The organism is Alphaproteobacteria bacterium (assembly GCA_019635875.1).
Lineage (GTDB): Bacteria > Pseudomonadota > Alphaproteobacteria > Reyranellales > Reyranellaceae > JAFAZJ01.
This window is the reverse complement of sequence record JAHBYP010000001.1, coordinates 510,144-534,442: the sequence shown is the minus strand read 5'-3', so window position 1 is coordinate 534,442 and position 24,299 is coordinate 510,144. Positions and strand designations below refer to the sequence as shown.

The 24,299-nt window shown below is 69.4% G+C and carries 24 protein-coding genes and 1 pseudogene; 14 read left to right on the top strand and 11 right to left on the bottom strand.

What is annotated here, in order from left to right; all coding sequences use genetic code 11:
- The first annotated feature begins 15 nt into the window (after window positions 1-15).
- From KF889_02715 to KF889_02700, 4 genes and pseudogenes are all read left to right on the top strand, one after another.
- A complete protein-coding gene (locus KF889_02715; GenBank protein ID MBX3498329.1) occupies window positions 16-798 on the top strand; it encodes a 3-hydroxybutyrate dehydrogenase in 783 nt (260 codons plus the stop codon).
- Between the two features lie 11 nt (window positions 799-809).
- Entirely contained in the window at window positions 810-1,865 is a 1,056-nt protein-coding gene (locus KF889_02710) for a patatin-like phospholipase family protein (GenBank protein ID MBX3498328.1), read from the top strand.
- 17 nt (window positions 1,866-1,882) lie between these two features.
- Window positions 1,883-2,335 (top strand): annotated as a pseudogene (locus KF889_02705) (acetoacetate decarboxylase family protein).
- 47 nt (window positions 2,336-2,382) lie between these two features.
- Window positions 2,383-3,819 carry a HAMP domain-containing histidine kinase gene (locus KF889_02700; protein MBX3498327.1) on the top strand — a complete coding sequence of 479 codons (1,437 nt, stop codon included), beginning with the start codon at window positions 2,383-2,385 and terminating at the stop codon, window positions 3,817-3,819.
- On the opposite strand, the gene KF889_02695 is transcribed toward KF889_02700, so the two are convergent.
- The 3 genes from KF889_02695 to ggt form a co-directional block, all read right to left on the bottom strand.
- Complete coding sequence (locus KF889_02695) at window positions 3,794-5,002, bottom strand: MFS transporter (GenBank protein ID MBX3498326.1); 1,209 nt, start codon at window positions 5,000-5,002, stop codon at window positions 3,794-3,796. The genes KF889_02700 and KF889_02695 overlap by 26 nt on opposite strands.
- A gap of 10 nt (window positions 5,003-5,012) precedes the next feature.
- Window positions 5,013-6,203 carry a class I SAM-dependent rRNA methyltransferase gene (locus tag KF889_02690; GenBank protein MBX3498325.1) on the bottom strand — a complete coding sequence of 397 codons (1,191 nt, stop codon included), beginning with the start codon at window positions 6,201-6,203 and terminating at the stop codon, window positions 5,013-5,015.
- A 64-nt stretch (window positions 6,204-6,267) separates the two neighbouring features.
- Entirely contained in the window at window positions 6,268-7,989 is a 1,722-nt protein-coding gene (gene ggt / locus KF889_02685; protein MBX3498324.1) for a gamma-glutamyltransferase, read from the bottom strand.
- Window positions 7,990-8,041: 52 nt separating this feature from the next.
- On the opposite strand from ggt, the gene KF889_02680 reads away from it, so the two are divergent.
- The 6 genes from KF889_02680 to KF889_02655 all read left to right on the top strand — a co-directional run bounded on the left by KF889_02680 (window position 8,042) and on the right by KF889_02655 (window position 13,743).
- The gene (locus tag KF889_02680; GenBank protein ID MBX3498323.1) at window positions 8,042-9,064 is read left to right on the top strand and encodes a P1 family peptidase; all 1,023 of its coding nucleotides are present in this window, start codon (window positions 8,042-8,044) and stop codon (window positions 9,062-9,064) included.
- A gap of 49 nt (window positions 9,065-9,113) precedes the next feature.
- Window positions 9,114-10,625 carry an ABC transporter substrate-binding protein gene (locus tag KF889_02675; GenBank protein MBX3498322.1) on the top strand — a complete coding sequence of 504 codons (1,512 nt, stop codon included), beginning with the start codon at window positions 9,114-9,116 and terminating at the stop codon, window positions 10,623-10,625.
- 51 nt (window positions 10,626-10,676) lie between these two features.
- Window positions 10,677-11,624: an ABC transporter permease gene (locus tag KF889_02670; GenBank protein MBX3498321.1), complete on the top strand. Its 948-nt coding sequence runs from the start codon at window positions 10,677-10,679 to the stop codon at window positions 11,622-11,624.
- Window positions 11,621-12,463 carry an ABC transporter permease gene (locus KF889_02665; GenBank protein ID MBX3498320.1) on the top strand — a complete coding sequence of 281 codons (843 nt, stop codon included), beginning with the start codon at window positions 11,621-11,623 and terminating at the stop codon, window positions 12,461-12,463. The genes KF889_02670 and KF889_02665 overlap by 4 nt, the downstream gene beginning before the upstream one ends.
- 45 nt (window positions 12,464-12,508) lie before the next feature.
- Complete coding sequence (locus tag KF889_02660; protein ID MBX3498319.1) at window positions 12,509-13,165, top strand: hypothetical protein; 657 nt, start codon at window positions 12,509-12,511, stop codon at window positions 13,163-13,165.
- Between the two features lie 221 nt (window positions 13,166-13,386).
- A complete protein-coding gene (locus KF889_02655; protein ID MBX3498318.1) occupies window positions 13,387-13,743 on the top strand; it encodes a hypothetical protein in 357 nt (118 codons plus the stop codon).
- A 21-nt stretch (window positions 13,744-13,764) separates the two neighbouring features.
- Here the strand turns inward: KF889_02655 and KF889_02650 are convergent, their stop codons facing one another.
- The 3 genes from KF889_02650 to KF889_02640 all read right to left on the bottom strand — a co-directional run bounded on the left by KF889_02650 (window position 13,765) and on the right by KF889_02640 (window position 15,594).
- Entirely contained in the window at window positions 13,765-14,613 is an 849-nt protein-coding gene (locus KF889_02650; protein ID MBX3498317.1) for an enoyl-CoA hydratase/isomerase family protein, read from the bottom strand.
- A 171-nt stretch (window positions 14,614-14,784) separates the two neighbouring features.
- The gene (locus KF889_02645; GenBank protein MBX3498316.1) at window positions 14,785-15,315 is read right to left on the bottom strand and encodes a VOC family protein; all 531 of its coding nucleotides are present in this window, start codon (window positions 15,313-15,315) and stop codon (window positions 14,785-14,787) included.
- Between the two features lie 39 nt (window positions 15,316-15,354).
- On the bottom strand, window positions 15,355-15,594 hold the full coding sequence (locus KF889_02640; GenBank protein MBX3498315.1) for a hypothetical protein: 240 nt from the start codon (window positions 15,592-15,594) through the stop codon (window positions 15,355-15,357).
- Window positions 15,595-15,703: 109 nt separating this feature from the next.
- Here KF889_02640 and KF889_02635 point away from each other — a divergent pair, with 109 nt between their 5' ends.
- The 3 genes from KF889_02635 to KF889_02625 all read left to right on the top strand — a co-directional run bounded on the left by KF889_02635 (window position 15,704) and on the right by KF889_02625 (window position 19,031).
- On the top strand, window positions 15,704-16,771 hold the full coding sequence (locus KF889_02635; GenBank protein ID MBX3498314.1) for a DNA topoisomerase IB: 1,068 nt from the start codon (window positions 15,704-15,706) through the stop codon (window positions 16,769-16,771).
- Window positions 16,772-16,797: 26 nt separating this feature from the next.
- Window positions 16,798-17,397, top strand: a complete 600-nt coding sequence (locus KF889_02630; protein ID MBX3498313.1) for a hypothetical protein — start codon at window positions 16,798-16,800, stop codon at window positions 17,395-17,397.
- Window positions 17,398-17,522: 125 nt separating this feature from the next.
- Entirely contained in the window at window positions 17,523-19,031 is a 1,509-nt protein-coding gene (locus KF889_02625; protein MBX3498312.1) for an aldehyde dehydrogenase family protein, read from the top strand.
- A gap of 16 nt (window positions 19,032-19,047) precedes the next feature.
- Here the strand turns inward: KF889_02625 and KF889_02620 are convergent, their stop codons facing one another.
- Together KF889_02620 and KF889_02615 are read right to left on the bottom strand one after the other, a co-directional pair.
- Window positions 19,048-19,569 carry a DUF4142 domain-containing protein gene (locus KF889_02620; GenBank protein ID MBX3498311.1) on the bottom strand — a complete coding sequence of 174 codons (522 nt, stop codon included), beginning with the start codon at window positions 19,567-19,569 and terminating at the stop codon, window positions 19,048-19,050.
- Between the two features lie 56 nt (window positions 19,570-19,625).
- Window positions 19,626-20,393 (bottom strand): glucose 1-dehydrogenase, encoded by a 768-nt coding sequence (locus KF889_02615; protein MBX3498310.1) that lies wholly within the window; start codon window positions 20,391-20,393, stop codon window positions 19,626-19,628.
- 111 nt (window positions 20,394-20,504) lie between these two features.
- Between KF889_02615 and KF889_02610 the strand changes: the two genes are divergently transcribed.
- Complete coding sequence (locus KF889_02610; protein MBX3498309.1) at window positions 20,505-20,873, top strand: nuclear transport factor 2 family protein; 369 nt, start codon at window positions 20,505-20,507, stop codon at window positions 20,871-20,873.
- Between the two features lie 59 nt (window positions 20,874-20,932).
- Here the strand turns inward: KF889_02610 and KF889_02605 are convergent, their stop codons facing one another.
- The 3 genes from KF889_02605 to KF889_02595 all read right to left on the bottom strand — a co-directional run bounded on the left by KF889_02605 (window position 20,933) and on the right by KF889_02595 (window position 24,244).
- The gene (locus tag KF889_02605) at window positions 20,933-22,363 is read right to left on the bottom strand and encodes an aldehyde dehydrogenase family protein (GenBank protein MBX3498308.1); all 1,431 of its coding nucleotides are present in this window, start codon (window positions 22,361-22,363) and stop codon (window positions 20,933-20,935) included.
- Between the two features lie 70 nt (window positions 22,364-22,433).
- Complete coding sequence (locus tag KF889_02600) at window positions 22,434-23,348, bottom strand: DMT family transporter (GenBank protein ID MBX3498307.1); 915 nt, start codon at window positions 23,346-23,348, stop codon at window positions 22,434-22,436.
- Window positions 23,345-24,244, bottom strand: a complete 900-nt coding sequence (locus KF889_02595) for a DMT family transporter (GenBank protein MBX3498306.1) — start codon at window positions 24,242-24,244, stop codon at window positions 23,345-23,347. Before KF889_02595 ends, KF889_02600 begins: the two co-directional genes overlap by 4 nt.
- Window positions 24,245-24,299: the final 55 nt, after the last annotated feature.

Below are 24,299 nucleotides of genomic sequence, written 5' to 3'. Positions count from 1 at the left end.
GCAGGGATCAGGACAATGCTCAACGGCAAGACCGCCATCGTCACCGGCTCGACCAGCGGCATAGGGCTCGGCATCGCCGAGGCCCTGGCGCAGACCGGCGCCAATATCGTGCTCAACGGCTTCGGCGATGCCATGGAGATCGAGCGCACGCGCTGCGATCTCGCGCAGCGCACCGGTGCCCGGGTCGTCTACTCGCCGGCCGACATGAGCAAGGCGGGGGCGATCGAGAACATGATCCGCCAGACGGTCGACACCTTCGGTGCCGTCGATATCCTGGTGAACAACGCCGGCATCCAGCACGTCGCGCCGGTCGAGGAGTTCCCGCCGGAGAAGTGGGACGCCATCCTCGCCATCAACCTGTCCTCGGCGTTCCACGCCACGCGGCTGGCGGTGCCCGGGATGCGCCGGAAGGGCTGGGGCCGGGTCATCAACGTCGCCTCGGCGCACGCGCTGGTGGGCTCGCCCTACAAGTCCGCCTATGTCGCCGCCAAGCACGGGGTTTACGGCCTGACCAAGGTCGTGGCGCTGGAGACCGCCGAGGACGGCATCACCTGCAACGCGATCTGCCCCGGCTACGTGCGCACGCCGCTGGTCGAGAAGCAGATCGACGACCAGGCCAGATCTCACGGCATCTCGCGCGACAAGGTGATTACCGACATCCTGCTGAAGCAGCAGCCCAACAAGAAGTTCGTCGAGGTCGCCGAGCTTGCCGCGCTGGCGGTGTTCCTGTGCAGCGACCAGGCCGGCTCCCTGACCGGCGTGGCGCTGCCCATGGACGGCGGCTGGACCGCGCACTGAGGGAGGCGGGCATGGACGGACCTGAGCTCGGCCTACGGCCGATCGGCGCGCGCGACAACGTCAAGCGCATCAGCCTCGCCCTGCAGGGTGGCGGCGCGCACGGCGCCTATGCCTGGGGCGTGCTCGACCGGCTGCTCGAGGACGAACGTGTCGAGGTCGAGGCGATCAGCGGCACCTCGGCCGGCGCGATGAACGCCGCGGTCTTCGCCGACGGCATGGGCCGCGGCGGTCGTGCCGAGGCCAAGCGCGCGCTGGAGGCGTTCTGGCGAAATATCAGCGAGGCGGCGCGCTTCAGCCCACTGCAGCCCACGCCGTTCGATCGGATGGCGCGCAGCTGGAACCTCGACCATTCGCCGACCTTCATGGTCTTCGACCTGATGAGCCGCATGCTCTCGCCGTATCAATTGAATCCGGCGAACCTCAATCCGCTGCGCGACGTGCTGGTGAAGTCGGTCGATTTCGAGCGGCTCGAGAACTGCCGTGCCGTGCGCCTGTTCATCTCCGCCACCAACGTGAAGAGCGGCAAGGTGCGCGTCTTCGAAAGCGGCCAGGTCACGCCCGACGTGCTGCTCGCCTCGGCCTGCCTGCCCTTCATGTTCCAGGCCGTGACCATCGACGGCGAGCCGTACTGGGATGGCGGCTACATGGGCAACCCGGCCCTGTTTCCGCTGATCTACGGGGCGGAGTCGCGCGACGTGGTGATCGTGCAGGTCAACCCGCTGACCTGCGATGAGGTGCCCACCACGGCGGCGGCGATCATGAACCGGCTGAACGAGGTCAGCTTCAACTCCAGCCTGATGCGCGAGATGCGCGCGGTGGCCTTCGTCACCGACCTGATCGACCAGGGCCGGCTCGACGGCGAGCACTACAAACGCATGAACGTGCACTGGATCGAAGCCGAGGAGCACATGAAGGGCCTCGGCGTCTCGAGCAAGCTCAACGCGCAGTGGGACTTCCTGCTGCATCTCAGGGCGATCGGACGCGAGGTCGCCGGTGCCTGGCTGGAGCGCCACTTCGACGCCATCGGCGAGCGCTCCACGGTCGACATCAAGTCCAAGTTTCTCTGACTCAGGATCTCCGACCGATGAATCGCCGGCAGATCCTCGCCGCGCCATCGATGTCGGTGGCCGGCCCGAGCCATCCCCGTCTGCCTTGCCGGCTCGTCGATCGCGAGCACGTGATCGCGATCTACGAGAGCGGCCCTGCGCGTTCAATGGGCGCCCCTGCAACTTCGTCGCCCAGATGTATCTCGACGACGACCCGCTGATCGCCGCCGGCCGCGAAATCCGAGTTCTCCCAGAAGGTACGCCCATCCGAAGCTCGCCATCGCGGCATCGAGCTGACCGGCGTCAGGGTGAAGGGTTCGTGGACCGGTGCGGCGCGCCTCGACCTGGTGCCGCACGTCAACGCGCCGGTGGCCGACCTGCCGGTGCGCCGTGTCGTTGGCGGACGGCACTTCGTCGCCGACCTGACGCTGCCCGCCGGCCGCGTTCTCGTCGACTACCTCCGGGACAGGGACCTGCGACAGGCCGCCTGAGGCCCGCGCGCTGGGCAGGAGGCGCGGCATCCGGTAGGTTGCCGCGCATGTCGCGCGTAGAGACATCGCCCGCGCCGGCTGTCCCGAGGGCGGCGAGGCGGCGCTGGAGCTTCGGACTGTCGCCGCGCATCCTGGCGCTGGTGGTGATCGCCGTCATGACGGCGGAGGTCGCGATCTTCCTGCCTTCGATCGCGCGCTTCCGTCTCAACTATCTCGAGAGCCTGATCGAGACCGGCGCGCTGGCGACGCTGGCGCTCGACGCCACGCCCGACAACATGATCGACGACCGGCTCACCCGCATGCTGCTCGACCATGCGCGCGTCGACGGCGTCGTCCTGATCGAGCCGGGCAAGCCCAAGCGCGCGCTGATCCCGCAAATGCCGCCCAGGCCGCGACAAACCTTCGAGATCGCCGACGCCATGGTCATGGAGCTGATCTGGGACGCGCTGGAGGCGATGGTCCGTTCGGGCAGCTACGAGATCCGCGTCGGCGGCCGCTCGCTGCGCATGCCCAACGCGCGCGTCTATATCATGGTCGATGAGCTGCCGATGCGGCTGCAGATGTACGCCTACGCGCAGCGCATCCTGATACTGTCGATCCTGATCGCCGTCTTCACGGCTATTCTCCTCTATCTCGGCCTGCGCTGGCTGATCGTGCGCCCGCTGCAGGGCGTGGTGCGCGACATGACGGCGTTCCGCCAGGCGCCCGAGGACGAGGCGACGGCCCGCGAGCCCAAGCCGCGGCAGGACGAGATCGGCGTCGTCGACCGCGAGTTCGACAGCCTGCAGCGCGAGCTGCGCGCGGCGCTTCGCCAGAAGACGCGGCTGGCCGAGCTCGGCACGGCGATGAGCAAGATCAACCATGATCTGCGCAACATGCTGGCGACGGCCCAGCTGGTCTCGGACCGGCTGGCGCGCAGCGAGGATCCCAAGGTGCGCGAGGTCGCGCCGATGATGCTGGGCTCGATCGACCGCGCGGTGCGGCTGTGCGGCGACACGCTCGACTACGCGCGCGACCGCCCGGTGCCCAAGCTGGCCCGGGTCGATCTCGCCGACGTGGCCGAAGAGGTCGGCGTCGCCCTGATCGAGCAGGCCGAGCGCAGCGATCCCAACGCCGCGCACGACTGGCGCGTCGAGGTCGAGCACGAGCGCCTGGTCGAGGCCGACCGGGCGCTGCTGTTCCGCATCCTGTTCAACCTCGGACGCAACGCCTTCGATGCCGGTGCGCAATGCGTCGTCGTTCGCGCCAGCGAAGAGCCGGCGGCGATCGCGGTGGACGTCATCGATGACGGGCCGGGCGTCCCCGAGGACCTCCAGGCCCGCCTGTTCCAGCCTTTCGCGCGCGGCGGCCGACCGGGCGGCTCGGGACTGGGCCTGACCATCGTGCGCGACCTCGTGCTGGCCCACGGCGGCGACATCATGCTGGTGGCCAACGGCGCGGCAGGCGCGACCTTCCGCTTCACGATCCCGCGCCGGGGGGCCTGACGCGGCGGCGCTCGAGCGTCACGGCGAGCCAGAAGCACACGGCCGAGACCAGCGCCACAACGAACAGCGCCCACAGCACCGGCGCGTAGCCGCCCGCCGCCTGCCAGATCAGCGCCGCCAGGAAGGGCGCCGCGGCGCGGGCGATGCTGGTCGGCATGGTGATCGCGCCGTTGATCGCGCCATAGGCGCGCTGGCCGTAGTAGTCGGCGACGATGACGCCGCGGATGATGGTCAAGGTGCCGTTGGCCAAGCCGTAGATGGTCGCGAAGCTGAACACCGTCAGGGCGCCGGGCGGCAGCATCAGGATCACGATCGCGACCGGGTAGGCGAGGATCACCAGCGAGCCGACGCCGCCCATCGACAGGCGCCGCCCGAAGGTCACCAGCAGGATTCGGCCGGCCACCTGCATCGGCCCGATCAGGGTGAAGCCGGCGACGATCAGCTCCATGCCCAACCCGCGGTCGCTGAGCAGCGGCACGAGATGGAAGATCAGCGCCGTGAAGGTGAGCGCGTTGAGCGTGAAGGCCAGGGTCAGCGCCCAGAAGGAGGGCCGGCCGAGCGCCGCGCGCAGGCCGGTGCCGTCATCGGCCATGTCGGCACGGTGCGCCGGCGGCGTGGCGCGCGGGATCAGGCTGCCATGGATCGCCGCACACAGCACATTGAACGCCGCCAGCACGTAGAGCGAATGCTGCCAGCCCAGCCGTTCGATCAGGAACTGGGTCAGCGGGATGAAGGCCGTGCTGGCGAGACCGCCGACCAGCGTCACCGCGGTGATGGCGCGGCGATAGTCCTGCGGGAAGGTGCGGGTCATCACGGCGAAGGCCGGATCGTAGAGCGTCGCGGCCATCGCCAGCCCCAGCACCGCCCACAGCGCGTAGAACAGCCACAGCGAACCGGCGAGCGGCCACAGCGCCAGCAGCAGCGCTCCGAGCAGCGAGCCACCGGTCATCAGCGCGCGCCCGCCGACGCGATCGATCCAGCTGCCGACGGGCACCGCGACGAGGCCGGCGACCAGCAATCCGATCGACAGCGCCGCGTTGAGCTCGGCGCGCGACCAGCCGAGATCCCGCTCCATCGGCACGACGTAGAGCGCGAAGGCGTAGAACTGCGTGCCCCAGGACACCAGCTGCGCGACGGCGACACCCCAGACGATCAGCCAGGCGCGCGTGCCGGTCAAAGGCATGCGAGCGCCATCAGCCGACCTGCAGCAGCAGGCCCTTGAGATAGGCCGTCTCGGGCAGACCCGGGTGCACGGGGTGGTCCATGCCGGCGCCCGTCGAACGCAGGATGCGCGCCTCGCGCCTGGCATCGTGCAGGCCACGCCTGACCTGCTCGGCGAAGTCGGTGGGCGCCATCAGGTGCGAGCACGAGGCGATGAACAGCAGGCCCTGGGGTGCCACGAGGGTGGCGGCTTGCCGCGCCAGCTTGCGATAGCCCTGCGCGCCGGCCTTGATGTCCTTGCGGCTCTTCACGAAGGCCGGCGGATCGGCGACGACGATGTCGAAACGCTCGCCCTTCGAGGCCAGACGGTCGAGCTCGTCGAACACGTCGGCCTTGCGCGCCTCGACCCGTGAATCGACCTGGTTCGCCGCCGCCGCCTGGCGCGCCAGCTCCAGCGCATGCGCCGAGCTGTCGATCAGGATGACCTGCGCCGCGCCCTCGACGGCGGCCAGCACGCCGAAGCCGCCGGCATAGGCATAGGCATCGAGCACGCGCGCGCCCTGGGCGAAGCGCGCGACCATGGCGCGGTTGTCGCGCTGGTCGAAGAACCAGCCGGTTTTCTGACCGCCGGCCGGGTCGCAGGCGAAGCGCGCGCCGTTCTCCATCACGTCGATCGGCCCGGCGATCTCGCCTTTGGCGAGCCTGGTCTCCAGCGGCAGGCCCTCGAAGGCCCGCGTCGGCGAATCGTTCTTCAGCAGGATCGCCGAGGGCGCCAGCACGGAATCGAGGGCGGCGACCAGCGCATCGGTCAGCGCCTCCCAGCCCGCGGTGTTGAGCTGCGCCACGACGACGTCGCCGTAGCGGTCGACGATCAGCCCGGGCAGGCCATCGGCCTCGGCATGGACAAGGCGGTAGTGCGGCACGCCGGCGTAGAGCCGCGTGCGCAACGCCAGCGCGGCGGCGAGGCGCGCCTCGATCAGCGCCTGGTCGATCTGCGCCTCGGCGTCGCGGCTGAACAGGCGCGCGGCGATCAGCGAGTGCGGGTTGAAGGTGCCGACACCCAGGGCGTCGCCGCCGGCGGCACGCAGGATCACCGGCGAGCCCGGCTTGATCGCCTTGGTCTCGGGGTTCATCAGCACTTCGTTGGAGAACGCCCAGGGATGGCCGTGCCGCAGCCGCCGGTCCTCGCCGGCGCGCAGGATCACACTGGGGTACTTGGCCATGGGACGGAGCTCCGCGAACGCGGCCCTCCCCTAGCACGCCTGACGCTGCAATAAAGGCGAAACGTCAATCGCCCCGCGCCACACCGTCGCGCCTGGGGTCGGCGCCACCCTCGTAGCCCAGCAGGCTGCCGTCGGCGGCACGGCGGGCGCGCACGCCGTGCAGGCCACCCTGATGCGGCGCCACATCGACGGTGTGGCCCAGCGCCTTCAACGCCTCGCCCAGCTGCCGCGCTTGCGCATCGTTCGCGCGGCCCTCGATCTCGGTGGCGCCGCCGCGATTGAGCACGCGCCGTGCGGCGATCGCCTCCTGCAGGGGCAGGTCGCGCAGCAGGGCGCCCCAGGTCGCCTGCAGCACGTCGCCGATGATGCGCGAGCCGCCGGCCGAGCCGATCGCCAGCACGAAGCGGCCGTCGCGGTCGGTGACGATCAGCGGCGACATCGAGGAGCGCGGCCGCTTGCCGGGCTGCACACGGTTGGCCACCGGCCGGTCGTTGACCTTGGGTACCGAGGCGAAATCGGTCAGCTCGTTGTTGAGCAGGAAGCCGCCGACCATGCGCCGCGCGCCGAACGCGGTCTCGATCGTCGTGGTGAACGACACCGCGTTGCCCTCGCGATCGACGATCGACATGTGGCTGGTGCCGCCCTCGGGCTTGGCCGGCGCGGCCGCCGGCCCCGGCAGCGGCGCGCCAGGCGGCTGGCCGGGCGACACGCGCGGCATGATGCGCTCGTCGCTCAGCGCGCCGCCGCGCCGCGCGAGATAGGCGCCGTCGAGCAGGCCATCGACCGGCACCGGCACGAAGCCCGGATCGCCGACATAACGCTCGCGATCGGCGAAGGCCAGGCGGCTCGCTTCGGCGATGCGATGCGCATCGCCGGCCGCACTGCCCGGAACCGGCGCGCGGTCGAGCAGCGGCAGCGTCTGCAGGATGGCGAGCGGACCCGACGATGGCGGGCCCATGCCGCAGATGATCCAGTCCCTGAGCGCCCGGCACAGCGGCGCGCGCTGCAGGGCACGGTAGCCGGCGAGGTCCGCCGCGCTCATGCGGCCGGGCCGCGGCTCGCGCGCCACCGCCGCGACGATCGCGTCGGCCAGCGGGCCGCTGTGCAACACCTCGGCGCCGCCCTCGGCGATCAGCCGCATGGTCTCGGCCAGCGCGGGATTGCGGATCGTGTCGCCGATCTTCTTCGGCGAGCCATCGTCGTTGAAATAAACGGCACGCGCTTGCGCGTCGTTCTGCAACACACGCTCGCCCGCCAACGCCCGTCCCAGGCGCGGCGGCGCCGGGAAGCCGTCGGCGGCCAGCTTAATCGCCGGCGCGAACAGGTCGCGCCAGGGCAGCTTGCCGTGCCGGCGATGGACCTCTTCCAGCATGCGAACCGTGCCCGGAACACCGATCGACAGGCCTGACGCCACCGCCAGCGGGAAGGGCAGCGGCTTGTCGTAGATGTCGAGGAACAGTGTCTCGGTCGCGGCCGACGGCGCCGTTTCGCGGCCGTCCCACGCGGTGACGCGCCGCGAGCGCGCATCGTAGTGCAGCAGAAAGCCGCCGCCGCCAATGCCCGAGGCCTGCGGCTCGACCACGCCCAGCACCATCTGCACGGCAATCGCCGCGTCGACCGCCGAGCCGCCTCTGCGCAGCGTCTCCAGCCCGGCTTCGACGGCCATCGGATTGGCCGCCGCGATCATATGCGTCTTGGCCGTGGTGCCGGGCTCGCGCGCAGCGACGGGCCAGGTGGTCAGCAGCGCGAGAGCGAGGATGGCGCGGGTAACGGTCTTGTCGATCATCGCCGCAGCCTGCGCCATGGACGCTCACGGCGCCAGCGGCTAGCGTCCGGCGATGATCCGCCCCGGCCCGAGCAACCTGATCACCGACGTCGACGGCATACTCGTCGGCAACGCTGAGGATGCCGCTGTGCGCAGCGGCACGACGGTGGTGCTGGCCGAGCAGGCCTGCGCCGCCTCGGTCGATGTGCGCGGCGGGGCGCCGGGCACACGCGACACCGACCTGCTCGATCCGACCTGCCGGGTGCAGGCGATCGACGCGGTGTTCCTCTCCGGTGGCTCGGCCTTCGGGCTGTCCGCGGGCGACGGCGTGATGAAATGGCTGCGCGAGCGCGGCCGCGGCACGCCAGTCGGCGGCACTTCCGTGCCGATCACGCCGGGTGCGATCCTGTTCGACCTGCTCAATGGCGGCAGTAAGGACTGGGACTGGCCGCCCTATCGCGAGCTGGGCTATCGCGCCGCCGACGGCGCCGCCAAGACCTTCGTCCTGGGCAATGCCGGGGCCGGGCTGGGCGCACGCTGCGGCCACCTCAAGGGCGGACTGGGCAGCGCCTCGGCGGTCGATCCGGCGAGCGGGCTGCAGGTCGGTGCCATCGTAGCCGTCAATGCCGTCGGCTTCGCCACCATGGGCGAGCTGCCGCATTTCTGGGCCTGGGCGCTGGAGCAGGACGGCGAGTTCGGCGGCCTGCCGCCGCCGCCCCGGGGGCTGAACCTCGCCGTCTCGCATACCCGCCAGCTGCTCGACCACGACGCGGCGCTGGCTGCGCAGCCGCTGGCCAACACCACCATCGCCGTGGTCGCGACCAACGCGCGCCTCGACAAGGCGTGGTGCCAGCGCCTGGCGATCATGGCCCAGGACGGCCTGGCGCGCGCGCTGCGCCCGGTGCATACGCCGGCCGACGGCGACGCCGTGTTCGCCATGGCCACGGGCCGCGTGACCGTCGCCGATGATCCGATCGCGCGGGCCGAGATCGGCACCCTGGCGGCCGATTGCCTGGCCCGGGCCGTGGCGCGCGGCGTCTACAGCGCCGGAACACTGGGCGGAATGCCGGGATGGAAAGACACCTACGGCCGCTGACGGCCGCGCGCCGGATTGCTATGGTCGCGGCGCATCGATGGAGGGAAACATGACAATCGTGACGCGCCGCCGCTTCGCCGGCCTCATGGGCGGTGCCAGTGCCGCGGCGATGCTCGCCGGCAAAGCCGGTGCGCAGGCGTCGGCGCGTGCGAAGGAAGGTGCCGTCGTCATCGGCATGTCGCTCGAGCCGCCGGTGCTCGATCCCAACCTCAACGCCGCCGCCGCGATCCGTTCGGTCACCTATCTCAACATCTACGAAAGCCTGATGCGCATCGACGACAAGGGCGGCGTCGGACCGGGGCTGGCCAGTTCCCACACCGTGTCGTCCGACGGCACCGAGTACGTCTTCAAGCTGAGGCCGGGGCTCAAGTACCACGACGGCGAGCCCTGCGACTCGGCCGACGTGAAGTTCACCCTCGAGCGGCTCTCCGCCAAGGACGCCACGGCGCCCGCCAAGTCGCTGTACCAGGTCATCGCCGCGGTCGAGGCACCCGACGCCACCACGGTGAGGGTGAAGCTCAAGAATCCCGACGCCTTCTTCCTCTACAGCGTGGCGCTGGGCGACGCCGGCATCATGGGCCGCAAGAGCGCCGCGACCAACGGCACCAAGCCGGTGGGCACCGGTCCGTTCATGTTCAAGGAGCGCAAGGAGGGCGACTCGATCACGCTGGCGAAGTGGCCGGGCTATCGCGACGCCGCCTCGATCAGGCTCAACACCGTGGTGTTCAAGACGATCAAGGACCCGGCGGCGCAGGTCAACGCGCTGCTCGCCGGCGATGTCGACACCTTCCCGGGCTTCCAGGCGCCCGAGCTGGTCAACCGCGTGCGCGCCGACGGCCGTTTCGCCGTCGTCATCGGCTCGACCGAGGGCGAGACCATCCTCGCCACCAACAATGCGCGCAAGCCGATGAGCGATCTCAAGGTCCGCCAGGCCATCGCGCACGCCATCGACCGCGCCGAGCTGGTGGCCGGCGAGAACGGCTTTGCCACGCCGATCGGCTCGCACTTCCCGCCGTACAACCCGGCCTATGTCGACCTGACGAAGACCTACCCGCTCGACCTTGACAAGGCCAAGAAGCTGCTGGCCGAGGCCGGCCATGCCGGCGGCTTCAGCGCCAGCCTCAAGCTGCCGCCGGTCGGCTATGCCCAGCGCTCGGGCGAGATCATCGTGGCGCAGCTGGCCAAGATCGGCATCAAGCTGTCGATCACCCAGCTGCAATGGCCGCAGTGGCTGGCCGAGGTGTTCCGCGAGAAGAACTACGACTTCACCATCGTCGCCCATACCGAGGCCAACGACCTCGATCGCTACGCGCGCGAAGGCTACTACTGGGGGTACAACTCGCAGCCGTTCCGCGACAACTGGAAGGCCGTGGTGCGCGAGGCCGATCCGGCCAAGCGCGTGCCACTGCTGCAGAAGGCGCAGAAGATTCTCGCCGACGACGCGGTCAACGGCTTCCTATACCAGCTCGGCAAGATCGGCGTGTGGCACAAGAATCTCGTAGGCCTGTGGGAGAACGCGCCCACGCCCGCGACCGACCTGTCGGTGGTCTACTGGAAGTGAAGCCAGGTCTTCTTCCCTCTCCCCGCGCAGTCGGGGAGCGGACATAGCCCGATGTTCGACTTCCTCGCGCGGCGCGCGGCGGCGGCGGCGATCACGCTGGCGCTGGCCAGCATTGTCATCTTCGTCGTGCTCGAGATCCTGCCGGGCGATCCGGCCGAGGTGATGCTGGGCACCGAGGTGCGGCCGGACACCCTGGCGGCGCTGCGCGCGAAGTTCGGCTTCGACCGTCCGCCACTGGAGCGCTACCTGACCTGGATCGCCGGCCTCGCGGTGTTCGAGCTGGGCAACAGCCACGCCTACGGCACGCCGGTGGCCAAGCTGATCACCGACCGCCTCGTCGTGACCCTGCCGCTCGGCCTGATGGCGCTGACCTGGGCGAGCCTGGTCGCGATACCGCTGGGCGTCTTCGCCGCGTCGCGCCGCGGACGACCGGCCGACTGGATGGTGATGGGCTTCGGCCAGCTCGGCATCTCGATCCCCAATTTCTGGTTCGGCATCCTGCTGGCGCTGCTCTTCGCCGTCACGCTGCGCTGGTTCCCGGCCGGCGGCTTCCCCGGCTGGCGCGCCGATCCGCTGGGCTCGCTGCACGCGCTGGTGCTGCCGGCCCTGGCGCTGAGCCTCGGCGAGATCGCCATCCTCTCGCGCATCACGCGCTCCTCGATGCTCGACACGCTGCGCGAGGACTACGTGCGCACCGCGCGCGCCAAGGGCGTGCCGGAGCGGCTCGTGCTGCTGCGCCATGCGCTGCGCAACGCACTGATTCCGATCGTCACCGTCGGCGGCCTGCTTGCCGGCTTCCTGATCGCCGGCGCGATCATCGTCGAGTCGGTCTTCTACCTGCCGGGCATCGGCAAGCTGGTGCTCGACTCGATCGACAACCGCGACCTGATCGTGATCAAGAACATCGTCATCCTGCTCACCGGCTGCGTGCTGCTGGTCAACCTCGCCGTCGACGCGCTCTACGCCGTGCTCGACCCGCGTCCCAAGGTCAACGCATGAGCGGCTTCTGGCGACGCGCCCGCCGCCACCCAGGCTTCCTGATCGGCGCCACGCTGGTGTCGATCACGATCGCCATGGCGCTGGTTTCGCTGTTCTGGACGCCGCATCCCTACGACGATCTGAAGATGGCGCTGAAGCTGCGCCCGCCGTCGGACGTGTGGCCGCTGGGCACCGACCATCGTGGCCGCGACGTGCTTTCGCGCATCATGGTGGGCGCCCAGACCTCGATCACCGTCGGCCTGATCGCCGTCTCCATCGGCATGTCGTTGGGCGTGATGCTGGGCGCCTGGGCCGCGGCGCGGCGCGGCTGGGTCGACGAGATCCTGTCGCGCTTCAGCGACCTGGTCTTCGCCTTTCCCGCCGTGCTTCTGGCGATCCTGATCACCTCGGTGTTCGGCGCCAGCGCCACCAATGCCATCCTCGCCATCGGCATCTTCAACATCCCGGTCTTCGCCCGCGTCACCCGCGGCGCGGCGCTCACCATGTGGGGCCGCGACTTCGTGCGCGCGGCCAAGGCGCTGGGCCTGGGACCGCTGGGCATCACCATCCGCCACGTGATCCCAAACATCGCCAGCGTGCTGATCGTGCAGGCGACCATCCAGTTCGCCGTCGCCATCCTCGCCGAGGCCGGCCTCTCCTATCTCGGCCTGGGCGCGCAGCCGCCGGTGCCGTCCTGGGGCCGCATGCTCTATGATGCGCAGACCTATCTCTACGATGCGCCCGGCCTGGCGATCTACCCGGGCCTCGCCATCGCGCTCACCGTGCTGGGCCTGAACATGGTGGGCGACGGGCTGCGCGATCTGCTCGATCCGCGACTGCGGTTGATGCGCGTGGGATGACGGTGCAGTGCCAGTAGGATATCTGCCAGGCAACAGGAGTGCCCGATGCCGCTGCCCAACTTCGCCAACCTGCAGGCCAATCCCGCGCTGATCCTGCCCTGGCTCAACGACAACCTGCTGATCGGCGGGTTGATGCAGAACGTGGCGGCGGCCAACGGCGAGGCATGGGTGTCGATCGGCGCCGCTGGACAGGCGATCATCAATGGCCAGATGAAGGCGCCGATCGCTGTCAATCCGTCGGGCAAGCCGATCGACGTCTTCGCCATTCGTTCCAACGGCACCGGCGTCAACGATTCGGTGCGCGCCTATGTCTGCAACTACACCGCCGGCGGCGTGCACTCGGTCCCGCTCGCCGGCGCCGGCGCGGCCAATTTCTGCTTCACCATCACGCTCAACGGCTGCACGTTCGGCATCGGTCCGGCCGCCGCGGATGGCTCGCGCCGGGTCTCGCACGCCAACCAGGGCGGCCAGACTGCCGGGCAGCGCAACCAGACCTGGAACGAGCACGGCGTGCCGGTCAACAGCGCCGCGATCAAGATGTTCGAGCCGGCACTCTACCGCCGGCTGGGCGGCGGCATCTCGCTCAACGCGACGGTCTTCGGATTCCGCATCGGCACGGCCTGGGAGTTCCACTTCCAGCTCTATCAGGCGGTCGCGAATGGACAATACAAGCTCGTCGGCGTCTTCCCGATCCAGAGCTGAACCGGCGAGCGGCAAATCGAGCTCACATGTCATCCCGAGCGTAGCGCGGAATCTTTTACAACGATTCCAAGATCCGTCGCTCCGCTCGGGATGGATGACAGAGGGATTCTGGATCGCGTTGTCGCCAGTCTCCAGCCGAATTATTTTGCGCCGACTGGGCCTGAAGGGAACCGTCGGGCGATCTGTGCAGTTCCCCCGCAGATAAACCTGTGGAGGTCGCCATGCGTCCCCGCCTTGTCGTCCTGACCTTGCTCGGCCTCGCGCCAGGGGCCGCCCTCGCCCAGCAGACGCTGCTGGCGACGGCGGCCGGCTCGTCCTACGACGTCATCGCCAACTGCCTGATGAAGCAGATGCAGCCGCGCCTGGCCGCGGTGCCCGTCGTGCGGCCGCCGCCGACAAACCGGGCCGAAGTGCATCTGTACACGCACGGCAGCCAGAGGATGGGGACGCCGGTCGCCAGCTTTTTCATCAGCCTGCTCGACGGCGGCGGCACGACCGTGGCCTTCGAGGAGCGCGCCGATCAGCGCGGCCGGCATATCGTGGCGGCAAGGGATGCCGCCCGACGCTGCACGCGATAGCCCGACCGACGGGAAGCGGCCTCACGCGCCCTTGTACATCGGCTTGCGCTTCTCGATGAAGGCGCGGCGCGCCTCCTTGGCGTCCTCCGAGGCGTTGAGGATGCTGCCGGCATTCGACGTCAGCACCATCGTGTTCTCCATCGTGGTGTCGACGGCGGTGCGCATGATGCGCTTGCCGATCCACTGCACCAGGGGCGGCACGTTCATCATGCGCTCGCACAGCGCCCGCGTGGTCTCCTCGAGCTTCTCCGACGGCACCAGGTGGTTGAGCATGCCCCACTGGTAGGCGCGCTCGCCGTCAAGCTCGCCGGTATAGGCGAACTCCAGCGCGCGCCCCAGGCCCACCATCTTGGGCAGGTAGTAGCTGCCGCCATTCTCGATGATCTGCCCGGCATTGTGATAGGCGACGAAACGCGTCTTCTCGCAGCCGACGCGGATGTCGCAATGCAGCGCCATGTCCATGCCCGAGCCCACCGCCGGCCCGTTGATCATGGCGATGGTCGGCTTGCGGATCAGCGAGATGTCGCGATGCAGCTTGGTGAAGCCGTGGAAGAAATGCTGGCGCGAGGCGTCGATGCCCTCGTGCGCGCCGCGGTTGCCGAGGAAGTCCTCGCCGGTCACCTCCTTCGACGCCTTGCCCCGCAGATCGGCGCCGGCGCAGAACACGCGGCCCACACCCGTCAGCACGATCACGCGGATCTTCGGATCGTCGTCGCCGGCGCGCATGTACTCGCCGACCTTGGCGACGGTGCCGTTCTCCTCCGACGAGCCGATCAGCGCGTTCAGCCGGTCCGCTCGATTGAACTTGATCCAGAGGATGCCGGACTCCTCGGGCTCGTAGGTAAGGTAGTCGACCAGCTTCGGTCCCATAGGCGCTCCTCCAACAGTTTGCGCTAGCGTCGCTTGCTACGTGAGATCCGAGTAGAGCCATCCTTGCGTATCGGCAACGCGTGGGTCAGCCACGTTCGGGCACCTCGTTCGAGAAGAACAATGGATGAAGCCCATCCGCGGCCCCGCCATCTGCCCACGGCGCACCCAGACTCAACTCGGCCACGCCCGCCGGATCGGATCGCTGCCGTCCCAGTTTCTCGCCGCGTCGCGCACGGCGTCGAACACGCGTTGGCGCGTCGGCGTCATGTGGGCCATCTCGATCACCGTGCCGGGGTGACCCTCGTTCCACAGATAGACGAAGCGGCCGCGGGCGCTGTCGCCCTGCTGACCTACCGTGTAGCCGTTGGCCAGCGCCCGGTTCAGCTTCGCGTCGTAATCCTCCGGCCAGCTCGACCAGTGCTGCATGCCCTCGTGACCGGCGGCGAGGAAGTCGCGGTACATCGTGGGCGTGTCGCAGCGCTGCTGGATCAGCTCGAGCTGCACGTCGCCGGAGTTCGCCAGCGCGATCGAGAAGTGGATGTCGTCGTAGCGCATGCCGCGATAGTGGAAGTCGGTGATCGACAGTCTCTCGGCGTAGAACCACGGTCCCACGCCGCAGACTTCGATCCAGTGCTTCATCGCCGCCTCGACGTCGCGCACGACGATGCCGACCTGGCGCATCTCCCCAAACAAGCGACTCATGCCCATGCCCTCCCCGGCATGGTGCGAGCCTAGCAGAGTCTATGGCATCACGCCGAAGGGACGCTTCTCGCCCTTGTCGGTGCGGACCTTGCGATCCTCGTCCTCGGGGCCGATCAGCCTTGGCGAGGGCTCGTCGCGGTTGGGATCGGGATCGCGCGGCGGCACCTCGATCGGCGCATCGCCGGGGTGGTCGCCGCCGGGCGCCCGGCGCTCACGGTCGGGATCCGGGTTCGGCGGGCGCTCGATCGGCGTCGGGCCGGGGCGTTTGGGGTCGGGCATGGTGGTGCTTCCGGATGAAGGCGCTCATCCCTGACAACGCCCCTCCCGGAACGGCCGTTCCCCGACGGCGTTTCGTGACGCGATGAACAAGGCACAACGCGCTCTCGTGATGAAACTCGCCCGCGAGAAAGGGCTCAGGATCGTGCGACCGACGTCGCTCGCGGTACGGCGGCGGCGCTTCGGCAGAGGCTTTCGATACGTCGACGCGAGCGGCGCGGTCATCCGCGATGCCGTCGAGATCCGGCGGCTGAAGTCGCTGGCGGTGCCGCCGGCCTATGACAACGTCCGGCTGTCGGCCGATCCCGGCGCGCACCTTCAGGCGATCGGCGAGGATGCGGCCGGCCGCCTGCAGTATCGCTATCACCCGCTCTGGAACGAGGTGCGCGAGGCACTGAAGGCGCGCCGTCTGGCGTCGCTGGCCAGGTCGCTGCCGTCGATCCGCCGCGCCGTGTCGCGCGGCCTGTCCTCGGTCGACTGCGACCTGGGCTTCGCCTCCGCGGCGGTCGTGCGCCTGGTGACGCTCACCGCGATGCGCGCCGGCGGCGAGACCTACGCCCGCGAACGCGGCACGCGCGGCGCGACGACACTGCTGAAGTCGAACCTGACGCTCGGCAGAGGGTTGTGCACGCTGCGGTTCAAGGCCAAGGGCGGCGCGATCGTCAGCAAGGATCTGCGCGACCGGCGCTTCATGGCGGCCGTAAGGCGGCTGGTCGCGCTGCCCGGCCGTCGCCTGTTCCAGTATCGCAGCGAGGACGGTGACGTGCGGCCAGTACGCGCCGCGGACGTCAACCGCTTCCTGCGCGAGGTCGCCGGACGGCCGGTCACGCTGAAGGATTTCCGTACCCTGCTCGCCTCGACGACGGCCCTGAAGGCGCTGGCGGCCACGGTCCCGGCCGACAGCGCAAGCGGCCGGCGCGCGCAGATACGCGCGGCAGTCACGACCATCGCCGGCGAACTGGCCAATACCCCGACGGTGTGCCGCACCAGCTACGTGCACGACGCCATCGTCTCCGCTTTCGAGGCCGGGCGGTTGCGCCGCCTCGCCAAGCGGGGCCAGTCGACGCTCGAAGCGGCGCAGGCCCTCGCGCGCGTCGTGGCGCGCCCGGCCGGCGACCGAGATTCCCCGCGCGGCACCGGCAACCCGCCCCGCTCGGGCGCCGTTGGATCCCGAGGCTGAATCCACGCATGCCAGGAGTCCGTCCCATGAAGACCATCAGCCATGTCTACGACAGCTACGGCCAGGCCAAGGACGTGGTCGAGGAGCTCGAGGCCAACGGCATCTCGCACAAGGACATCACCCTTGTCGCCAACCGACATGTCAGCAAGGCGCTGGACGACGCGACCGATACCACCGGCGCCGAGGCCGGCGCGGGCGTCGGCGTGGTCGCCGGCGGCGGCGCGGGCCTGCTGGCCGGGCTGGGTCTGCTTGCCATTCCGGGCCTCGGTCCGGTGGTCGCGGCCGGATGGGCCGCGGCGGCGGCGGTGGGCGCGATGGCCGGCGCCGCAGGTGGCGTGGCCATCGGCGGCCTGGTCGACATCCTGGTCGGCGCCGGCGAGTCCGAGGACTACGCACAAGTCTACACCGAGGCGGTGCGCCGCGGCGGCACGCTGGTCAGCGCCCGCGTCGCCGACGAGGACGCCGAGCGCGTGCGCGCGATCTTCGCCCGGCACGAGCCGATCGACCCCGAGATCCGCGGCGGCGAGTACCGGGCCGGCGGCTGGCAGCGCTTCGATCCCCGAGGCGATCCCTACCGGCCGACGCCGGCGGAGATCGAACGCATCCGCATGAAGGGCTACCTCTAGCCCACGAGGCCCCTGGGCCTTCGGACGGGACGGTTCGTGACGAATCCGCCTCGTTGCATCTTGTCCATGCGCGATCGGCGGACCAATCTGCGGGCCACGCGTTCAGCATCGGAAAGGAATCACCCATGTCGACCATGGCCCCCCAGTCGCAGCCGCACGCCGTCATCGCGCCGCGAACCAAGGGCATGCTGATCGACGGCCAGTGGGTGGAGGCCGCCTCCGGCCAGCGCTTCAGCGTCGAGAATCCGGCCAGGCGCGCGCCGATCGCCGAGGTACCGCGCGCCGCTTCCGCCGACGTCGACCGCGCGGTGGCGGCGGCGCGGAAGGCCCAGCCGGCCTGGGCAAAGGTGGTGCCGCGCGAGCGCGGCAGGCTCCTGCTGAAGATCGCCGAGGCCTTCGAGGCGCGCGTCGAGGAGATGGCGCGCATCATCTCGCTGGAGACCGGCAACGCGCTGCGGACCCAGGCGCGCGGCGAAGCGCGCGGCGCGGCCGACATCTTCCGCTATTTCGGCGGGCTGGCCGGCGAGCTCAAGGGCGAGACCATCCCGCTGGGCGAACACGTGCTGTCCTACACGAGGCGCGAGCCTCTGGGCGTCGTCGGCGCGATCATCCCGTGGAACGCGCCGGTGCTGCTGGGTGCGCTGAAGATCGCGCCGGCGCTGTGCGCCGGCAACGCGCTGGTGCTGAAGGCGGCCGAGGACGCGCCGCTGGGCGTGCTGCTGATGGCCGAGATCTGCCAGGAGTTCCTGCCGCCGGGCGTGCTCAACGTGCTGACCGGCTACGGCCCCGAGGTCGGCGGGCCGCTCGCCAACCATCCGGCGATCCGCAAGCTGTCGTTCACCGGTTCCACCGAGGTCGGCAAGGTGATCATGCGCGCCGCCGCCGAACGCATCGTGCCGGTGTCGCTGGAGCTGGGCGGCAAGAGCCCGTCGATCGTCTATCCCGACGCCGACGAGGACTGGGTAGTCGAGGGCATCATTGCCGCCATGCGCTTCACGCGGCAGAGCCAGTCCTGCACGGCGGGCTCGCGGCTCTTCCTGCACGCCGACATCTTCGATTCGTTCCTCGCCAAGCTGAAGGCCAAGACTTCGGCGCTGAAGCTCGGCGATCCGCTCGACGAGGCGAGTGACATCGGCACCATCATCAACAACAAGCAGTTCACCAAGGTCTGCAAGTATGTCGAGGAAGGGCTGAGCCGCGCCGACGCCAGGCTGGTGATGGGCGGCCTGCCGCCCAAGAGCGGGCCGTTGAGCGAGGGCTACTTCGCCATCCCGACGATCTTCGCCGACCAGTCCAACGACTGGCGGCTGGCGCGCGAGGAGATCTTCGGGCCGGTGCTGGTGGCGATCCGCTGGACCGACGAGGCCGAGGTGATCCGCATGGCCAATGACAGCCACTACGGTCTCGCCGCCTATGTCTGGACGCACGACATCGGCACCGCCCTGCGCACGGCGCATGCGATCGAGTCGGGCTGGGTGCAGGTCAACCAGGGGCTGGGCCAGTCGCCCGGCCATTCCTATGGCGGCTACAAGCAGAGCGGCATCGGCCGCGAGTTCTCGCTCGAGGGCATGCTCGACAGCTTCACCCAGCGCAAGAACGTCACGGTGAACCTGAACACGCCGCGGCGGGCGTAGGCGTCTTCTCGGGAGACTACGCCGGCCGCGGTAGCGCCTTGGACAGCTTCTCCAGCCGGATCTGATGGTCCTGCAGGGAGAGGAGGAAGTCGGCGGCGAACTTCTTCAGCGCAGGGTTCTCGCCCGAGCCGGCATAGTCGCTGAACAGCACCAGCATGTCGCGATGCATGGCGACCTGCGTGTCAACGAACAGCGAATCGAAGCTGGCCGTCGGCGCCATCTTGAGCTTGTCGATCATGTCCTTGAGCTTGCCCTGAAGCTCCTCGGGCGCTTCCTTCACTGCCGTGTCGGCCGCCGCCTGCTTGAACTTGGTGATCGCCGCCGAATAGTCGGCCAGCATCGTGACCGCGAAGGCCTTCACCTCGGTGTTCGTCGATACGCTGCCGGCCAGCCGTGCCGCCTGGGCCTGGAAGCTGATCGCCTCGGCGGCGGTCCTGGCAAACGCATCGGCCTTCGAGGTCTCGGCGCGGGCGGCAAGTCCGATAGCCATCAGGGCTGCCGCCACGCAAGCGACGGCCAGCCGGGAAAGGGTCCGCATGGCATCCTCCTTCGGCGACCTTGCAATCCAACGCAAAGTACCGCCGGGAGTTGCCTTCATGCCGTCGTGTAGGCGCCGTCGACCGTATGTGTCGAACCTGTGACGTAGGCGGCACGATCCGAACACAGCCAGCACACCATCTCGGCGATGTCCTGCGGCACGCCCATGCGCTTGAGCGGGATGCCGGCCATGATCTGCGCCCCGCGCCGCGCCATCGTGTCCCTGGTCATGTCGGTTTCGATGAAACCCGGGCACACCGCGTTCACGCGGATGCCGTTCTCGGCATATTCCAGCGCCGCGGTGCGCGTCAGGCCGACCACACCGTGCTTGGATGCGACATAGGCCGACGAGGTCGGAATGCCGAACAGTCCGGCGATCGAGGCGGTGTTGACGATCGCGCCGCCGCCCTGCTTCGCCATCTGTTCCAGCTCGGCGCGCATGCACAGCCACACGCCCTTGAGGTTGACCGCGATCATGCGATCGAAGGCATCCTCGGGCCATTCCGCCGTCTTCCTGCCGGCGCCGCCGACCTGATAGCCGGCGATTCCGGCGTTGTTGAAGGCGCAGTCGAGACGTCCGAAAGCCGAGACCGCGGCGCCAACCATGCCGGCGACATCGGCCGGCTTCGTGACGTCGGCAGTGATCGCCAGCGCCTGGCCGCCGGCCTTGTTGATCAGCGCCACGGTCTCGGCCGCGCCGTCGGCAATCTGGTCGGCGACGGCGACCCGCGCGCCTTCGGCGGCGAAGAGCAGTGCCGCGGCGCGGCCGATGCCGCGTCCCGCGCCGGTGATCAATGCCGTCTTGCCTTCGAGCATGCCCGCCATGATGCGTTTCCTCCCGTCGTCATCGCATCATCCTATCCTTTACGCCGCACGTAATCGACGCCGCGCGGGGCATGGACGATATGTCGGTCGTCGCAACCAAGGAGGGTCGCCATGACCGATACGACCAGGCTGATCGACGACTACATCGCCTGCTGGAACGAGACCGACGCCGGCAGGCGCCGCGCGCTGATCGACCGCGCCTGGACCGAGCGCGCCACCTATGTCGATCCGATGATGAGCGGCGCGGGCCGCGGCGGCATCGACGACATGATCGCCGGCGTCCAGGCGAAGTTCCCGGGCTTCCGCTTCCGGCTCAGTAAGCCGGTGGAGGCCGTCGCCGACCGCGTGCGCTTCTCCTGGGAGTGCGGACCGGATGGCAGCTCGGTGATCGGCGGCACCGACTTCTGCACCGTCGACGACGGGCGGCTCAGCGCCGTCACCGGCTTCATCGACTTCGCGCCCGGTATGGGCAAGGCGTAGACGAAACGAAAGCGGCGCGCGACCCCGAGGCCGCGCGCCGCATCCTGTCGGGCTGAAGGTCAGGCGGCCTGGACGCCCATCACCGCCTTGACCTCGAGGAATTCCTCGAGACCCCAGGCGGCGTATTCGCGGCCGTTGCCGCTCTGCTTGTAGCCGCCGAACGGCGCCGTCATGTCCATCGGCGTGCCGTTGAGATGCACGTTGCCGGCGCGCAGCTGCGAGGCCACCGCGCGCACCTTCTTGGGATCGCTGCCCTGCACATAGGCGGCCAGCCCGTAGACCGTGTCGTTGGCGTCCTTGATCGCCTGCTCCTCGCTCTCGTAGGGCAGGATCGACAGCACCGGCCCGAAGATCTCCTCGCGCGCGATGGTCATGCTGTTCTTGACGTTGCCGAAGATCGTCGGCCGCACGTAGTAGCCGCGGTTGAAGCCCTCGGGACGGCCCGGGCCGCCGGTGGCGACGGTGGCGCCCTCGGCGATGCCGGCCTCGATCAGCTTCTGGATCTTGTTGAACTGCGTCTCGCTGACCACCGGCCCCAAGGTGGTGTCCTCGGCCTTGGGGTCGCCGACCTTCAGCGACTCCGCCACCGACTTCGCCACCGCGACCGCCTCGTCGTGCTGCCTGGCCTGCACGAACATGCGGGTCGGCGCGTTGCACGACTGTCCGCTGTTGCGCATCATGCTGACCACGCCCGAGGTCACCGCCTTCTTCAGGTCGGCGTCCGGCAGGATGATGTTGGCCGACTTGCCGCCGAGCTCCTGGTGCACGCGCTTGACGGTGTCGGCCGCGGCCTTGGCGACCAGCACGCCCGCCCGGGTCGAGCCGGTGAACGAGACCATGTCGACGTCGGGGTGCTTCGACAGCGCCTGGCCGACGGTCGGGCCGTCGCCGTTCACCAGGTTGAACACGCCCTTGGGCACGCCGGCGGCGTGCATGATCTCGGCCCAGATGATGGCGTTGAGCGGCGCGATCTCGCTGGGCTTGAGCACCATGGTGCAGCCGGCGGCGAGCGCCGGGCCGACCTTGCAGACGATCTGGTTGATCGGCCAGTTCCACGGCGTGATGAAGGCACAGACTCCGATGGCTTCATGCGCAATAAGCGTCGTGCCCTTGACGCTTTCGAACTCGAACTCCTTCAGCGTCTTGATCATCTGCATCAGATGGCCGACGCCGGTGGCGGCCTGCGCCTTGGTGGCCAGCGTGATCGGCGCGCCCATCTCCATCGAGATCGCCTTGGCGATGTCGTCGTAGCGGGTCTTGTAGACCTCGAGGATCTTCTCAAGCAGCGCGATGCGCTCTTCCTTGGTCGTGCGCGAGAAGGCGGGGAAGGCCGCCTTGGCCGCCGCCACCGCCTTGTCGACATCGGCTTCGCTGCCAAGGCTGATGCGCGCGCAGGGCTCTTCGGTCGCCGGATTGATCACGTCGATCGCGTTCGGCTTCACGGGATCGACCCATGCTCCGTCGATGTAGAATTTCAGATGGTCGGTCATATGTCCCTCCGGGCGAGTTGATGACGGGAGTGTCGCCGGCCGGGCGACGTTTGCAACTGGCAAGACGCGATTAACCCCGCCTGGCGGAGGGTTTCAGCAGGGTCAGCGCCAGGGCCGCGACGCAGCAGCCCAGCGCGCCCAGCTGCCAGGGGCCCAGCGGCTCGCCATGCGCCCAGGCGCCGCCGGCCATGGCGATCACCGGCACGATGATGGTCGAGATCGCCGCCGTGTTGGCGGGCAGCAGATGCACGATGCGGAACCACACCAGAGTGCCCAGCGCCGTGGGCACGATGGCGAGATGGATGGCCGCCAGCAGCACCGGCCATGACGGCATGAAGGGCTGCCAGTCGGCGAAGATGGCGGCACCGAACAAGATCGGCACGGAGCCCACGATCATCTGCCACGCGGTCAGGCTGAGCGGATGAATGCCGCGCCAGTCGGCCCGCTTCTGGATCAGCGTACCGGCCGCCCAGCCGATGGCGGCAATCAGCGCGCAGGCAATGCCGGTGGGCGCGTCGGCCAGCGCGCGCAGGTTGGGAACCGCCAGCAGCGCGACGGTGGCGGCGCCGAATGCCAGCGCCAGCAGCAGGCGCGGCGTCGGCCGCTCGCCGAACGCCAGCACCGCGATCAGCGCCGCCCATAGCGGCATGGTGTAGCCGAGGATCGAGGCCTGGCCCGAGGGGATGAACAGCACGCTGGCCGTCGCGGCGACGTACCAGACCGAGATGGTGCCGAACGACGCGCCCAGCAGGGCTGGCCAGCTGGCGCGCGGCACGCCCGGTGCGATGCCGCGCAGCCGTGCGAACGCCAGCAACAGCAGGCCCGCGCCCAGCACGGCGAGGCCGCGGAACGTCCACACCGAGAGCTCGCGCAGCACGACGTTGAACATCGGCCACGACGAGCCCCATAGGACGCCGAGCAGCAGCACCAGGCCGGTGGCGGCATCCGCGCGATGCGTCGGCGCCGCGGGCTCGCGCGCGCTCATGCGCGGCGCACCGCCTCGGCCGGCTTGAAGAGTGCCAGCGCGAGCGCGATCACGCTGCAGCCAAGCGCGCCGATCTGCGTCGCGCCGAGCGGCTCGTCGAGCACCAGCCGACCGCTCACCATGGCGACAATCGGCACGATGATCGAGGACAGCGCCGCGACATTGGCCGGCAGCAGGCCGACGATCGCGAACCACGTGGCGGTGCCGACGCACATCGGGATCAGCGCGATGTAGATCGTGGTCAGCAGGCTGGTCCACGACGGCACGCTCCACACCCAGTCGGCGAAGAAGGCCGAGGCCACCAGGATCGGCGGCAGCGACAGCGCGATCTGCCACGCCGTCAGCGACAGGCCCATGCCGGACCAGTCAGTGCGCTTCTGCACCAGCGTGCCCAGCGCCCAGCACAGGCCGGCACCGACGCCGCAGAGGATGCCCAGCGGTGCGTCGGCGTAGACGCGCAGGTTGGGCACCGCCAGCAGCGCCACCGACGCCGCGCCGAAGGCGAGCGCGACCAGGATGCGCCCGCCCAGGCGCTCGCGCAGGAAGAGCGGCGAGACCAGAGCGAACCACAGCGGCATGGTGTAGGCCAGCACCGCCGCCTGTCCCGAGGGGATATAGCGCACCGCCGCCGCGGTGAGGATGTTCCAGACCGCGATGTTGAAGAACGACGCCAGCGCCAGCGGCGCCCACAGATGGCGCGGCACGCGCAATTGCTCGCCGCGCAGGCGCGCCACGGCGAACAGCGCCACGCCGGCGATGATCACGACGATGACGCGGAAGGCCCAGATCGAGAAGTCGCGCAGCGCAATGGCGAAGAGCGGCCAGTTCGTGCCCCAGACGAGAGTCAGGAGCGCGAGCAGGGCCAACGCGCGGGTATGGGCGGAGCGGTCGGGCATGGGAGGCGGCGCACCGTATGGGCAGGCGGCAACGCCGTCCATGCGCCCCGCTGCA